The sequence below is a fragment of the Streptomyces sp. NPDC030995 genome, from assembly GCF_055571215.1.
The window spans coordinates 1-13,260 of the sequence record NZ_JBVIFS010000012.1; the positions used below are offsets into that span (position 1 = coordinate 1).

At 72.7% G+C, this 13,260-nt stretch carries 12 protein-coding genes and 1 pseudogene; 4 read left to right on the top strand and 9 right to left on the bottom strand.

The genetic code is table 11. The features are described 5' to 3' along the window. Positions 1-90: 90 nt before the first annotated feature. The 3 genes from ACZ45T_RS19285 to ACZ45T_RS19295 all read right to left on the bottom strand — a co-directional run bounded on the left by ACZ45T_RS19285 (position 91) and on the right by ACZ45T_RS19295 (position 3,582). Positions 91-1,074 (bottom strand): SCO0930 family lipoprotein, encoded by a 984-nt coding sequence (locus tag ACZ45T_RS19285; protein WP_468442768.1) that lies wholly within the window; start codon positions 1,072-1,074, stop codon positions 91-93. Positions 1,075-1,225: 151 nt separating this feature from the next. Then, on the bottom strand, positions 1,226-2,641 hold the full coding sequence (locus ACZ45T_RS19290; RefSeq protein ID WP_468442770.1) for an NADH-ubiquinone oxidoreductase-F iron-sulfur binding region domain-containing protein: 1,416 nt from the start codon (positions 2,639-2,641) through the stop codon (positions 1,226-1,228). A gap of 29 nt (positions 2,642-2,670) precedes the next feature. Next, the gene (locus ACZ45T_RS19295; RefSeq protein ID WP_468442772.1) at positions 2,671-3,582 is read right to left on the bottom strand and encodes a hypothetical protein; all 912 of its coding nucleotides are present in this window, start codon (positions 3,580-3,582) and stop codon (positions 2,671-2,673) included. A gap of 310 nt (positions 3,583-3,892) precedes the next feature. Here ACZ45T_RS19295 and ACZ45T_RS19300 point away from each other — a divergent pair, with 310 nt between their 5' ends. Further along, complete coding sequence (locus ACZ45T_RS19300) at positions 3,893-5,083, top strand: PucR family transcriptional regulator (protein WP_468442774.1); 1,191 nt, start codon at positions 3,893-3,895, stop codon at positions 5,081-5,083. Positions 5,084-5,249: 166 nt separating this feature from the next. Here ACZ45T_RS19300 and ACZ45T_RS19305 read toward each other — a convergent pair whose 3' ends face one another. The 3 genes from ACZ45T_RS19305 to ACZ45T_RS19315 all read right to left on the bottom strand — a co-directional run bounded on the left by ACZ45T_RS19305 (position 5,250) and on the right by ACZ45T_RS19315 (position 8,348). Next, positions 5,250-6,611: a DUF1996 domain-containing protein gene (locus ACZ45T_RS19305; protein WP_468442776.1), complete on the bottom strand. Its 1,362-nt coding sequence runs from the start codon at positions 6,609-6,611 to the stop codon at positions 5,250-5,252. Between the two features lie 9 nt (positions 6,612-6,620). Next, positions 6,621-7,259, bottom strand: coding sequence for a DUF4142 domain-containing protein (locus ACZ45T_RS19310; RefSeq protein WP_468442778.1), 639 nt, complete (start codon positions 7,257-7,259; stop codon positions 6,621-6,623). A 432-nt stretch (positions 7,260-7,691) separates the two neighbouring features. Continuing rightward, positions 7,692-8,348, bottom strand: coding sequence for a DUF2278 family protein (locus ACZ45T_RS19315; protein ID WP_468442780.1), 657 nt, complete (start codon positions 8,346-8,348; stop codon positions 7,692-7,694). Positions 8,349-8,560: 212 nt separating this feature from the next. Here ACZ45T_RS19315 and ACZ45T_RS19320 point away from each other — a divergent pair. From ACZ45T_RS19320 to ACZ45T_RS19330, 3 genes and pseudogenes are all read left to right on the top strand, one after another. Then, positions 8,561-8,979: pseudogene (locus tag ACZ45T_RS19320) on the top strand (TOBE domain-containing protein). Between the two features lie 120 nt (positions 8,980-9,099). After that, a complete protein-coding gene (locus ACZ45T_RS19325; RefSeq protein WP_468442782.1) occupies positions 9,100-10,260 on the top strand; it encodes a molybdopterin-dependent oxidoreductase in 1,161 nt (386 codons plus the stop codon). 26 nt (positions 10,261-10,286) lie between these two features. After that, positions 10,287-10,688 carry a hypothetical protein gene (locus ACZ45T_RS19330; RefSeq protein WP_468442784.1) on the top strand — a complete coding sequence of 134 codons (402 nt, stop codon included), beginning with the start codon at positions 10,287-10,289 and terminating at the stop codon, positions 10,686-10,688. Here ACZ45T_RS19330 and ACZ45T_RS19335 read toward each other — a convergent pair. The 3 genes from ACZ45T_RS19335 to ACZ45T_RS19345 are packed head-to-tail and all read right to left on the bottom strand — an operon-like array spanning position 10,685 to position 13,241. Next, positions 10,685-11,311, bottom strand: coding sequence for a TIGR04282 family arsenosugar biosynthesis glycosyltransferase (locus tag ACZ45T_RS19335; protein WP_468442786.1), 627 nt, complete (start codon positions 11,309-11,311; stop codon positions 10,685-10,687). The two genes, ACZ45T_RS19330 and ACZ45T_RS19335, sit on opposite strands and share 4 nt — an antisense overlap. Then, complete coding sequence (locus ACZ45T_RS19340) at positions 11,308-12,102, bottom strand: glycosyltransferase family 2 protein (RefSeq protein ID WP_468442788.1); 795 nt, start codon at positions 12,100-12,102, stop codon at positions 11,308-11,310. The genes ACZ45T_RS19335 and ACZ45T_RS19340 overlap by 4 nt, the downstream gene beginning before the upstream one ends. Positions 12,103-12,140: 38 nt before the next feature. After that, positions 12,141-13,241 (bottom strand): NAD-dependent epimerase/dehydratase family protein, encoded by a 1,101-nt coding sequence (locus tag ACZ45T_RS19345; RefSeq protein WP_468442790.1) that lies wholly within the window; start codon positions 13,239-13,241, stop codon positions 12,141-12,143. Positions 13,242-13,260 lie beyond the last annotated feature (19 nt).

A 13,260-nucleotide genomic window follows, 5' to 3' on the forward strand; every position in this document is an offset into this window, starting at 1 on the left:
GAGTACGTCCAGTACTCGGGCGCCCCTCCGCCTTGCGATGCACGGCACCAGACAACGCGGGCTTAACCGGCAAGATCCGAAAGAGACGGCCTAGCCGGCGGCCTTCGCCTTCTTTCCCTTGTCGGTGACGGCGAACCAGAGGCCCTGCTTGTTGTGCCCGCTGATATCTCCGGGCTCCTTGTCCCCGGTGAACGAATAGACCGGCCAGCAGTCGATCGTCAATTGTTCGCTGCCGTCGGGCCGCTTCACCGAGCCCACCAATTCGGCGGGTATTCCGGTCACCTTTGACTTGTCCACTGGCTTGGCGGGCTTCCAGGTGTCCAGGCAGGCGCCGAGGCAGCCGATTTTCATCGGCCAGGCACTGTCCTTGTCGAAGCGGTAGAGCGTCCGGCCCTCCGCGTCCGCGACGATCGTGCCGAGCTGGGCGTTCTGGACGGCGGTGAGTTCGCTGCCCTCCTTGCCCTTGGTCTCCTCCGCGCCTTCCGAGCCCTGCGCACCCTGCGGGGCCTTCTTGCCACCGGCAGCGGCCGGCTTCCCGTCGGCTCCCAGGGCGTGCCAGGTTCCGCCGACACCCTCACCGAGCGTGTCGCCCGCCTTGGCGTCCTTCGCGTAGCGGTACACGGGCCACCCCGCGAGCGTCAGCTGCCGGGTGCCGTCGGCCCGTGCGACCGAGCCGAGCAGCGTCGCGTCGATTCCCTCGCCGGCCGAGGCGTCGTCCGCGGCCACCGCCGGCCAGGCCGTTTCGCAGTCCCCCTCGCAGTTGGACTTGGGGGGCTTGGCGGTGTCCTTGTCGAAGCGGTAGAGCGTGAAGCCCTCGCTGTCGGTGACCGCCGCGCCCAGCGCCGGGACCTCCTTCACCTTCAACTGCCCGGCCGGTCCGTTCTTTCCGGCCTCGCCCGCCGGTACGGCGCCGGCGCCGTACGCGTCGTAGGCGGACCCGAGCTGTTTGCTGTCGCTGACCGGCTTCACCGCATTCCCCTTTCCCGGGGATTCGTCGGCGCTGCCGCATCCGGCGGTCAACAGAAGTACCGCGACCGCCGACCCGGCGAATATTTCACGACGCATTCTCTTCACGATCTCTCCTTCAGGTTCGTTCGGTCCCGCGTTTTCGTGCCTTCGTAATTGATACGGGGCGCCGGGCCGAAGACGCCGATTTCCCTGGGAATTTGTCAGATCGCGCAAAGATTGAACCCGGGGGAAGTCCGGAGCCGTGTACCGGCTCGGCTCAGTCCTGGATGCGCAGCGCGAGGGCCGGGCAGCGCCGCACGGCACGCAACGCCTTCGGCCGCAGCCGTCCCGGAACCGGCATGGAGGCCTGGGCCGGATAGCCGTCCGCGTCGAGCCGGACGACATCGGGAAGGATGTCCACGCACAGCCCGTGCCCCTTGCACAGGGTCCAGTCCACGACCAGCCGCTCCGGACTCTCGTCCTGCGGCAACGGCAGGGCCCCCAGCACCCGTCGGCCGCACCCGCTGCCGAGGGCGTGGTCCATGAACTCCTCGGGGAAGGCGGCCAGCGCCGAGGCCACGAAGTGCGACGTCCCGTCGGGATGGCTGCACGCACCCCGGCCCCGGACCACGCCCAGCCGCGCCTCCACCGCTTCGAGGGCGGCTCTGCCCCCGCCCGCGACGGCGTCCTCCAGTACGTCGGCCAGCGCGGGCAGCCCCCGTACGCACGGGCCGCACTGACCGGCCGACTCCTTCGCCATCCAGCGGGTCACGCGCGCCACCTCACCGGCCGGGCAGGTGTCCTCGGGCAGGGGCAGGACCGCCCCGGCCCCCAGCACCGCGCCGAGCGCGGCGAGGGACTGCCGGGACACCTCGGCGCCGCGGGCGGACCCCGGATGGAGCCACCTGCCGTGATAGCCGCCGACCAGCACGCCCTGGCCGGGATCGGTGCCGCACAGCTCCAGGACGTACGCCAGCGAGGTCCCGGTCGGCGTCTCGACGACCGTGGAGCCGGCCACCGTCAGCAAGGTGGTGCCCGGTTCGGCGGGCAGGCCGCTCGCCCGGTAGTCCAGCGCGCCGAGGCGTGCGGCGACGGCGAGTTGGGCGAAGGTCTCGGTGTTCGACAGCAGGGTGGGCACGCCGCCCAGGCCTCTCTCGCTGGTGCGCACCTTCTGCCCGGACGGCAGCGCCGCACCACCGTTCAGACCGCTGACGAGGGCGGTCCCCTCGCCGGTCACGAAGCGCTCGGGAAGCCGGGTCACCCGCACCCGTCGCCCGGCCGGGCCGCGTTCCGCGATGGCTTCCCGCACCGACTGCTCCACGTCCTCCCGGGTGACGGCCACCACCACGTCCTCGGCGGAGAGCGCGGCGGCGGCCAGGAGGGCTCCGTCGAGCACCAGGTGCGGGGCGTGCAGCAGCAGTGCGGTGTCCTTGAGGCAGCTCGGCTCGCCCTCGCTTCCGTTGACGACGACGGCGGTGAGCCCGTCCCGCCCCCGGGCCGAACGCATGACGGCGCGCAGCTTCCGGGCGAAGGGGAAGCCCGCCCCGCCGCGGCCCCGCAGGTCGATGTCCTCGGCGAGATCGACGAGTTCGTCCGGGCGCAACCGGGGCAGTGAGCCGTGTGCCGTGAGGTGCGCGACGCGGTCGAGGCGAGGAGCCCGGTCCAGTCCGGCCAGCAGCCTGGGGGCGCCCACACAGCCGAGGCTGGGGCGCGGCGAGCCGCTCACGTCAACCGCTCACGGGTGGCGAGCCGTTCGTCGAACGGGTCCGATCCACCGCCGCCCGGCCGGCTCCGCGCGTACGAGGGAAACACCACCGGACGGCGCGTCCATCGCCGCGGCCGGGGGACGGTGACCGTGGCGGGCGTCTGCGGCACGGCCTGCTGGACGGACGGGCGGGTAGCGGCCGCGCGCATACGGGACTTGAAGCGCAGCGCGAGCACGCCGGCGACGCCGATCAGGCACAGGGCGTAGGAGGCCGTCACCCAGGCGTCGGCGGGACGGCCCGCCTTCAGTCCGTGCACCAGTGACGCGCCCCACGCCGGATAGGCGCCGAAGTGCAGGGCCCGCCACCACAGGGAGCGGCTCTTGGTCGCGAACACGCTGCGCACGGCTCCGGAGACCGCCACCGCGAGGAAGAGGTATCCGGCGAGCGTGCCGAGCCCGATGAGGACGGGCCGCCCGGCATCCGTGAACGGCAGTACCGCCGAGGTCGCCGTGGTCTGCTGCTGCGCGACCTTGACCCAGATGTGGAGGGCCAGGAAGCCCAGCCCCGCCACCGCGAGGCCGCGGTGCGCCCCCTGGGCGAGCAGCCGGTGGCCCGAGCCGAGGAGCAGCCGGTCGGTGGCCATCAGCCCCCACAGGACGGTGGCGGTGAGCGAGACGAGCGAGAGGACGCCCGCCCCGTAGTCGAGGAACTCCCACACGTGGGTCAGGGCGCCCGCGCGGGCCGCCACGGTGCCGGCGACGAGAGCCGCGAGGGCGGCGCAGATCGCGCCGGGTCTCAGTCTGCCCGCGGTGGGAAGGAGGGAGGGCCGCCGGACGGCCCGCCGTCCGGCAGCCGGACTCGAAGCCGCGTGACGGCTTCTGCGGCGGGCTCTGTGCGAGCGGGGCATGTGAGGCTGGGGCAGGGGCATCCAGTTCTCCTGTGAAACTCCGCTCCGGCCGAGGGAACTTGGGGCCGGAGTGCAGAAGCATCGTGGAGCCGCACAGCGGCTCCACAGGATTTATCGAAACGTGATAATTTCTCGCACCGCGTCTCCGGCGCATCGAACAACACCGGAAGATTCCCCTCCAACGGAGGTTGTGACAGGCCAGTGGCCGGACCTCTCAGGAGGGACGGGGGTCACAACTTCCCTGCCAGCGAAGGCTGTTGGCGAAGGGGGAACCTCGGTGGGCTGGCCGCTCTTCCCCGGGCGGGCTCACCCCGGCACGAACGAGGAAACGATGTGCGAACTTCTGAACCGCATCTGGTCCCGCCCCCGTGGCGAGTGGACCCGCGTCCTGCGCAGGGAACTCCCCGCGCTGGCCGCCGAGATAGTGGAGGAGCTTCTGCATGGAATTCCGGAATTTTCCGCACTTGTCGATGACAACGATGCCATCGACGACGAGCTGCTCCGGCAACGGGTGGAAGAGGCTCTTCTCACCGCTCTCGGCTACCAGGAGCAGCCCCGGGAACACGCACCGGACGAGGACGAGACAGCGGACGAAAGCGAGGCCGAGATCAACGACGAGTGCGAGATCACGCACGAAGGCAGGCGCGAAGGCCGGCACGAGGGAAGGCACGAAGGCAGGCGCGAGGGGGGTGGGCACGAGGGCAGGCACGAAGGCATCCGCGAGGGTGACCGAATGCGCCAGGAGCTCTTCAAGGCCCTCACCGACGACCGGGCCGCCTCGGAGAGCTCCCTCACCGAACTCGCCGAGTCGGCCGGGTGGCCCCTGCCGGCCGCCGTACGGGCCATCGTGCCCGCCACCCCCGGCGAGACCCTGCAGCTCGCCGCCGTACTGGACGACGCCCTCGCGGGCACCTTCGCGGGCCGGCCGTGTCTGCTGGTCCCGAGCCGTGACCCGGACGTCCGCGTCCCGCTGGAACACCTGCTCCGCGGCCGGTGCGCGGCCGTGGGCCACGAGGTCCCCCTCCGGGACGCGGCCTCCTCGCTGCGCTGGGCGCTGCGTCTCTTCGCCCTGACGCCCACCCGCCCGGGCCTGGAGGCCCGGACCGTGTTCGTCGACGACCACCTCTCGACCCTGCTGCTCCTTCAGGACGAGCCCCTCGCCCACGCGCTGGCCGCCCGGTGGCTGCGGCCGCTGGCGGACCTGACCCCGCGCCAGAGCGAGCGGCTGGAGGTGACCCTGCTCGCCTGGCTGGAAGGCGGTGGAGCCCCCGAGGCGGCCAAGGCCCTGAGTGTGCACCCGCAGACCGTGCGGTACCGCATGCGCCAGCTGGAGAAGCTCTTCGGGACCGGACTGCGTGACCCCCGCACCCGGTTCGAGCTGGAGATGGCCCTGCGCAGCCGCCGCCTGATGGCCCAGGTGCGACGTCAGCACTCGAGGGTCGGACGCAGGACCGCCCGCGTGATCACGGCGGACTTCACGCCCCTGGTCGTCGGACGGATGGCCCGCGTCAACGGCCTCTGAATCCGGCTCTGGACCGAGCTCTGAACCGAGCTCTGGATCCCCGTACACGTAAAGCGGTGTTGGCCCGAAGTCGGCTTCGGGCCAACACCTTTTCCCGGGACGGGCGCAGTGGGTGGGGGAGGGGGCGCCCGCCCCGGGAGCGGAGGGGGATCCGCACCGCGAGCCGTCAGCGGCAGGAGCGCCCGTCGTTGATGCAGCCCACGGCCTTGGCCATCAGGCCGTTCGACATCACGTTGATGAAGTCGTCGTGGTCGGTCACCGGCTTGTGCAGCTGCTCGGGGAAGCTGTCCACGGCGAAGCGCGCGCCCGGCGCCACCCCGTAGGTGATGCGCTGCACCAGCTGCGGGATGGCCTTGAAGCCCTTCTGGCAGCGGCCGTTGCGGTCCGGGAAGGCCACGTGCGTCCGGTGGTTGGCGCTGTCGGTGTTGCGGCCGTCCCAGCAGCTCTGGAAGGTGAAGGTGCGCACCACGTCGCTGCCCTTCGGGCAGACCGGGTACTTGTCTTTCAGCTGGCGGTTCTCGAATCCCGTGCAGCTCCACGAAGCGTTCGCGTTGGCCGTGCCGTTGGCGAAGGCCTTGGCGTCACCGGTGATGATGCGCAGGAAGCGGGGCATGGCCGTGACCTTCCCGGCCGGACTCCCCTTGAAGGTGATCGTGACCTGCTTCGGCCGCAGGATGGTGCCGACGTTGCCGTCCTTGCCGCCACCGGGCGCCTTCGCGTCCCGCTCCGCCTTGCCGTCGCGCAACCGCAGCACGGGCCAGTAGTAGCTGGACTGGTCGCCGTTGCCGCAGGTGGTGCCGGACGCGGCGAGGCTGTCGTTGGTGGAGAAGGCGTCGGTGGACTTGTTGCCCACGTAGTCGTGCATGTGGTGGGCGCCGTTGGAGACACCGGGTGCGACGATGACGTTGTCCGGGTTGAAGTGACCGTTCTCGTTGCGGCCGCACTCCGAGACGAAGGTTCCCTTGGAGGCGCCCGCCGAGGGCGCGGGAGTGCGTACGTTCGGCCGGACCTTGGTGATGGAGACGAAGTCGCTGCGCGCCGGACCGCCCTTCTCCGAGGTGTTCGAGGCGACGCCGCGCTGCTCGGCGGCGGCCTCGTCGGCGACGGGTGCCTTTTTCATCGCGCATCCGCTCAACGCCTTGAGTTCCTCCGGCCGTTGGGCCGAGCGGCCTATCGCGTCGGTCATCTCGGCGATGGTCTGGTCGCGCTGTTGCCGGAGTTCTCCGAGGAGGGCGTCCCCCTGTGCCTCGCCGGCGGCGAGCCGCCGGTAGGCGTCGGCCACCTGGTCGTCCAGCTTGGCCAGGCTCCCGTCGACCTCGGCCTTGGCCTGGTCGGGGACGGCGGTGAGCCGCTCCCCCACGTCGGGGCAGTCGATGGTGGCCGTGACCTGCCCCGCACGATCCCCCTCCTGGCCCGCGGACGCGTTGCCGGCGACGACGGCGACCCCGCCCCCGCCCAGCACGAGCGCGGAGATCACGGCCAGTAGCTTGTTCGACAACCGGGGGCGTTTGTGGCCCTTTTGACTCATGCGATCACTTCACTTCGTCGGTCGGACATTGTCGGAAAGCGCGTCGAAATCGACCAGCCCGCTGTCTTCGAGGACCGAGATGTGGTCCAGCACCGTGGCATTGGCGGACGTGGCGAGGGCGCGCACCATGGAGTTGCGGGTCTGTGCCCGCACCCCGGCCAGCAGGGCGAACACCTTTCCGTGCGCTCGGCGCAGCAGCTGGACGAACAGCCGTTCGTAGTCGTCCCCGCGGGCGCGGGTGAGCTGGCCCAGCCACTCCTGCTGCTGTTCGGAGGGCTGGTTGGGCAGGTCGATGCCGAGGGCCTGGCCGACCTGGATGACCTGCCGGTCCAGCTCGGTGTGGCCATCGACGAGGTGTTCCCCGGCCGTACGCACCGCGGGGCGCGTCCCGCGCTGCTGGGCCTGCCGTCCCGCGGGCAGCTCCCACAGCCCGGCGAGCCGCACCTTCCGGACGAAGTCGCGGTCCGCCGGGGTCAGCGGCCCGTAGGCGGTGCTCATCGTTCCGGCGCCGTCGTCCTCGCCCGCCGGACCCGCGACGGCGGCCGAGGCCCGGCCGTCGAATCTGTCCACGGGTATCAGCAGCGCGATCAGGGTGAGGGCAAGGGCGGTGATGACCACGCCGCTTCCGATCGTGTATCTCGTGGCCACCGAAAGGCTGTTGATGGTTCGTCGCCGCAATGACAGCACGGTGCCTCCTCGCTCCAGGGGCCGGGAGGGGGCGGCGCAGGAGGGCCGCACGTGCCGTGCGGTGCACACCCGCATTCCCGGGGTGTCACGGGACGCTAGTGCCCGCCGTGGCGCCACTGCGGGAGGACATCACCCTTGGACAAACAACCCGGCGAGCCCGCGAAAGGCTGCTATCTTGCCGCGCCCGGCCCGTCCGGCGCCGTGTCGACTCCGAGCGTGACGGACGTGTTCGGCGAGCAGCAGTGGATCGCGCCGGCCGGTGCGGGACCCGGCGGGGACTGGCGGCGCTGTGACGAATCCGGCCGCCTCAACGGCGGCCGGCTCACCGGTCACATGGATCAGCACCTGGTCCACTCGTTCGGCGGAACTTGGCTCGCACAGGTTTGCCCGGAGCTATACGGGATGTCCGTCGGCGTCCGTCTGGTCCTTCTGGGTGGAGAACTTGTTCAGGAACACGTCGTAGCGCCCGTCCGGGCGGCGGGTCATGGTCCCGCCGTCCTGCCAGGTGCCGTTCTCCGGCCACCACTGACTGCCGTACGGGTCGCCCTGGTTCTGGTGGATGTTGTGCATGCCCAGGCCTTCGGTGAACGGTTCACCGAAGACCAGGATCGGCCGTCCCACGACGAGGATGGGTTCGAGGGCGAGGGCGGCGTCGATGTTGGAACCCGTCTTCCAGGGCTGACGCGGCTTCACCCACCGTTCGAGGAGCTCCCGCAGCCCGCCCGGCAGCCACGGGGGCCACGGCGGGCGGCCCCGCAGCGCCGGATGCCGGATGTAGTCCAGCGCTCCGGACCCGGCCGCACGGTCGAGTTCGTGGTAGCCCCCCGGGAACGAGGCCACCGGGCCGAGCGCATCGGCGGGCAGGGTGAAGGACTTCCACTGCACACCGGTCGCCGAGTCGTGGCTGTCCACGTCGACGGCGCACTTGTAGCGCCCGTCGGGGGCATCGACCCTGAGGTTGATGTGGAACCAGGCACCCTCGTCGTCGGGCGTGTCGCGGAAGTGCTGGTGCAGGGTCCCGGCCAGAACGCCGTAGTGGTCGAATGGCATGGTCCTCAGTGAAGCACCGGGCCGGGAGGACGGCCATCAGGACTCGGCCATGCGGATGTTCCGGGGGCGACGCCGCACGAGCCAGCCGGGCGGGTGGTTCCGGCCCGCGGATGCGAGGGGGTCCCCGCGGATCGGATCAAGGGGTCCTACGGTCGATCTCGCGCGGTTCCCTTCGGGCCGTGCGCACTGTCTATGCAAGAGGTCGAACCATCATGAGTCTGAGCATCCGCAACCAGATCGCCGGAACCGTCACCGCGGTCACCGTCGGCGAGGCCATGGCGACGGTCAAGGTCCGTCTGGAGGCGGCCAGGACATCACCGCGGCCATCACCGCCGACGCCGTCAAGGACCTCGGCATCACCACGGGCTCCGCGGTCATGGCGCTCGTCAAGGCCACCGAGGTGGCCCTGGCCGGCGGCGCGGTCGACAACATCTCCATCCGCAACCAGATCACCGGCACGGTGGCCGAGGTCGCCACCGGCCCGGCCATGGCCGTGGTGAAGGTGGACGTGAACGGCGGCGGCCTGACCGCCGCCGTCACCGCCGACGCGGTCGAGGCGCTCGGGCTGGCCGCCGGCTCCCCCGTCGTGGCGCTGATCAAGTCGACCGAAGTATCTCTCGCCACCACCTGATCCGACGCGGGTGTCAATGCTCCCGAGCGGCCGGGAAGCGGCCGGGAAGCGGCCGGGAGTCCGCGTTTCGTAAGGTGTCGGTTCCCCCGCGCGGCGCCGGACGGGGGTGTGATGGACGGCATGACCGCGCGAACCCGACGGCGCCTTGTCGTTCCGTCCGTCAGACCGCCCTCCTTCTCCGGACGCCTGCACGACGCCCGCACCGCGACCGCCGTGGGCCGCTGGCTGGGCGCAGCCCTCGCGGTGTGCTTCGTCACCGGGCTGATCAGCCACTACCTCCAGCACCCGCCCGACTGGCTGGCGGGCTACCTGCCGAGCCGGCCGGTGTGGGGCTACCGGCTCACCCAGGGCCTGCACATCGCCGCCGGGCTCGCGGCGATCGTGCTGCTGCTCGCCAAGCTGTGGGCGGTCTATCCGCGGCTGTTCGTGTGGCCGCCCGTGCGGTCCGTGCGGCACGCCCTGGAGCGGCTCTCGGTGGCGGTACTGGTGGCGACGGCCGTCTTCCAGCTGTTCACCGGACTGCTGAACATCGTCGAGTGGTACCCGTGGCCGTTCCCCTTCGTGCAGACGCACTTCGCCGTCGCGTGGGTGGTGGCCGGCTCGGTCCTGCTGCACATCGCGGTGAAGGCACCGGAGATCCGCGCCCATTGGGGGCGGCGCTCGGCCGGGACCCTGGAACTGCCCGCCGAGGACGCCCCCGACCGGCGCTCGCTGCTCCTGGGCCTCGGCGCGGCGGTCGGGGCGGTGACGCTGACCACGGTCGGACAGTCCTTCACCCCGCTGGGGCGGCTCGACCTGCTGGCCCCCCGGCACCCCGACCGCGGGCCGCAGGGCCTGCCGGTGAACCGTACGGTCGGCGCGGCGGGCGTGACGGCGGCGGCCCTGCGCGACTGGCGGCTGGAGGTGCTGGGCCCGGCGCCCTACACGCTGACGCTCGATCAGCTGAGGGCGCTGCCGCAGGCACAGGCGCGGCTGCCGATCGCGTGCGTGGAGGGCTGGAGCATGGAGGCCCGCTGGAGCGGCGTACGCGTACGGGATCTCGTGGCGCGGGCCGGCGGGCGGCCCGGGGGAGGGCTGCGGGTGGTCTCCCTCGAAGTGCGGGGAGCGTACCGGGTGATGGAGATGGGCCGGGAGTACGCGGAGGATCCGCTGACCTTGCTGGCCCTGACCCTGAACGGGGAGGTCCTGTCACCCGATCACGGCTATCCGGCGCGGATCATCGCGCCCAACCGGCCCGGCGTGCTGCAGACGAAGTGGGTCACGCGGCTGGAGCTCGTGTGAAGGGCGAGGCCGGTGAGGCGCGTGGGGTGGGAGCCGTACGGTACGGGCTGGGCGCCCTCGGCCTGCTGCTGATGGGAATCGGGGGATGGCAGCTGTCGGCGCTTCCGGCACCGGCGGACGTGGCCGTCTGGCTCGTGGGCGCGCTCGTCCTGCACGACGCGCTGCTCGCGCCCCTGGTGCTGGCCGTCGGGCTCCTCGTCGCCGCCGTCCCGGCCAGGGGTGTGGTGCGCGGCGCCCTGATCGCAGGCGGCTCGCTGCTGCTGATCACCCTTCCGCTGCTGCTCCGGCCGGGCGCCCCGCCCAACCCGTCGGCGCTGCCGCTGCCTTACGGGCGGAACCTGCTGCTGGTGCTCGGGGCGGTGGCGGTGGCGGCCGCGGTGGTGGTCGCGGCGAGGGCGGCGGTGAGGGCGGTGGCGCGCCGACGCTAACGGCCCGGGGCGGCCGCCGCCGTCAACCGGCCGTGCAGGGCGGCGAACCGTCCGCCCGCGGCCTCGGCGGCCACCAGACGCGCGTCCTCGGCGGTGTCCACGTCCCGCAGCACCGGCAGCCGTCCGACCCGCAGCCCGGCGGCGACCAGCCGCGCGTGCTGGACGGCGCCCGTCTCGGGTACCGACATCGGCACCCCGCGCAGCAGCGCCGGATCCGGTACGGCCAGCCCCAGCGCCCAGAAACCGCCGTCGACGGCCGGCCCGAACCAGGCGTCGTACGCCGCCCAGTGCGGCTCGGCCAACAGGGCCGGGGTGACCTGAGGGGTGTCCATGCCGATCAGCAGCGTCGGCCCGGCGCACGCGCCGAAGGCGGCGGCCAGCCGCTCGTCCAGCCCGCCGCCGCGCTGCGGGAGCACCTCGAAGCCGGGCGGCAGCCACGGCCCGGGCCGGCCCTCCAGCACCAGCACCCGCCGTTCGGCGGGGGACGCCGCGACCGCCTCCAGCGTGTCGGCGAGCGCGGCCTCCGCCAGCCGGGCCGCCTCCGCCGGGGTGAAGGGGGGCGTGAGCCGCGTCTTCACCCGGCCGGGCACGGGCTCCTTCGCGATCACCAGCAGGGTGGTCACCGTCGGCCCCCGTCCACGCCTGCCCCGTCCACGCCTGCCCCGTCCACGCCTGCCCCGTCCACGCCCGCCCCGTCCACGCCCGCCCCGCCCACGCCCGCCCCGCCCACGCCCGCCCCGCCGGCGGCGGGCTCGGCGAGCACCCGGCTCATATCGCGCACGGCCTGCCAGGTGCCCCGCCAGGTGCCGGTGACCTTGGACCTGCCCGCCCGGGGAAGGTACGGCACGTCCACCTCCCGTACCCGCCACCCCGCGTCGGCGGCGCGCACCACCATCTGGAGCGGATAGCCGCTGCGCCGGTCGGTCAGGCCGAGCCCGAGCAGCGCCTCCCGGCGCGCGGCCCGCAGCGGGCCCAGGTCGTGCAGCCGCAGGCCGGTGCGCCGGCGGAGCATCCGGGACAGGGCCAGGTTCCCGGCGCGCGCGTGCACCGGCCAGGCGCCCCGGCCGCGGGGCCGGCGCCGCCCGAGCACCAGATCGGCCGCGCCGCTTTCGACCGTACGCACGAAGTCGGCCAGGAGTCCCGGATCGAGGGAGGCGTCGCAGTCGCAGAAGCAGACGAACTCGGCGTCGGAGGCCACCAGCCCCGCGTGGCAGGCCGCCCCGAACCCCCGGCGCGACTCGCGCACCACCGTGGCGCCGAGGGCGCGCGCGATCTCGGCGCTGCCGTCGGTGGATCCGTTGTCGACGACGAGGGCCCGCCAGCCGGCGGGGATCCTGGCGAGGACCCAGGGCAGCGCCTCGGCCTCGTTCAGGCAGGGAAGTACGACATCCACGTCTACGGTCACGGACCTCACCGTAGGGACGCAGGACCGGGAAAAGGGGCACCGACTCCTTACGGAACGGGGACGTCCCGCGCCTGCTGCACGCAGGCGGCCGGCGTACCGGCGGAGGCGCGCTGGTCCGCCCGTGCGAACTCGGCCATCCCGTCGGCGAAACCCACCCGCGGGAGCCATCCCAGCTCGGCCCGCAGCCGCGCCGAGTCGGCGGTGATGTGCCGGACGTTGCCGAGCCGGAACTCGCCCGTCACCACCGGCTCGGGGCCCCCGTGCGCCGAGGCGAGCGCCCCGGCCATCTCCCCGATGGTGTGCGGCTCACCGCTGCCCGTGTTGTACGCGACGAAGGACCCGGCCGGACGGCCGCCGACCGCCTCCAGCGCCAGTGCGTTGGCCGCCGCCACGTCCCGTACGTGGACGAAGTCCCGCCGCTGGGCCCCGTCCTCGAAGACCCGCGGCGCCTCGCCCCGGGCCAGCGCGGACCGGAAGAAGGAGGCCACTCCGGCGTACGGGGTGTCCCTCGGCATGCCCGGCCCGTACACGTTGTGGTAGCGCAGCGACACCGCCGACCCGCCGGTGGACCGTGCCCAGGCGGCGGCCAGGTGCTCCTGCGCCAGCTTGGTCGTCGCGTACACGTTGCGCGGATCCACCGGCGCGTCCTCGTCGACCAGTACCGGAGCCGGCTCCGCCCCGCACACGGGGCAGCGCGGCTCGAACCGCCCCGCCTCCAGATCCGCGACCTCGCGCGGCCCGGGCCGCACGAGCCCGTCGCGCGGGCATGCGTAGCGTCCCTCCCCGTAGACGACCATCGACCCCGCCAGCACCAGCCGGCCAACCCCCGCCTCCGCCATCCCGGCCAGCAGCACCGCCGTGCCCAGGTCGTTGCAGCCGACGTACTCCGGGGCGTCCGCGAAGTCCTTCCCCAGCCCCACCATCGCCGCCTGGTGACAGACGGCTTCCACCCCGCGCAGCACGGACCGCACGGCCCGCGCGTCCCGTACGTCGCCCCGCACCAGCCCGGCATCGGGCAGGACGGGCGGCCCGGGATGCGCGGCCGGGAGCAACGCGTCCAGGACCACGGGCTCGTGGCCGCGTTCGATCAGTGCCGTGACGATGTGCGCGCCGATGAATCCGGCGCCTCCGGTGACGAGAACTCGCATGCCGCAGACGCTACGGAAC

Coding starts and splice junctions, on each gene's coding strand:
- ACZ45T_RS19295 (WP_468442772.1), bottom strand. CDS start 3,582: ATGCCCCTGCCCCAGCCTCACATGCCCCGCTCGCACAGAGCCCGCCGC.
- ACZ45T_RS19300 (WP_468442774.1), top strand. CDS start 3,893: ATGTGCGAACTTCTGAACCGCATCTGGTCCCGCCCCCGTGGCGAGTGG.
- ACZ45T_RS19305 (WP_468442776.1), bottom strand. CDS start 6,611: ATGAGTCAAAAGGGCCACAAACGCCCCCGGTTGTCGAACAAGCTACTG.
- ACZ45T_RS19315 (WP_468442780.1), bottom strand. CDS start 8,348: ATGCCATTCGACCACTACGGCGTTCTGGCCGGGACCCTGCACCAGCAC.
- ACZ45T_RS19325 (WP_468442782.1), top strand. CDS start 9,100: ATGACCGCGCGAACCCGACGGCGCCTTGTCGTTCCGTCCGTCAGACCG.
- ACZ45T_RS19345 (WP_468442790.1), bottom strand. CDS start 13,241: ATGCGAGTTCTCGTCACCGGAGGCGCCGGATTCATCGGCGCGCACATC.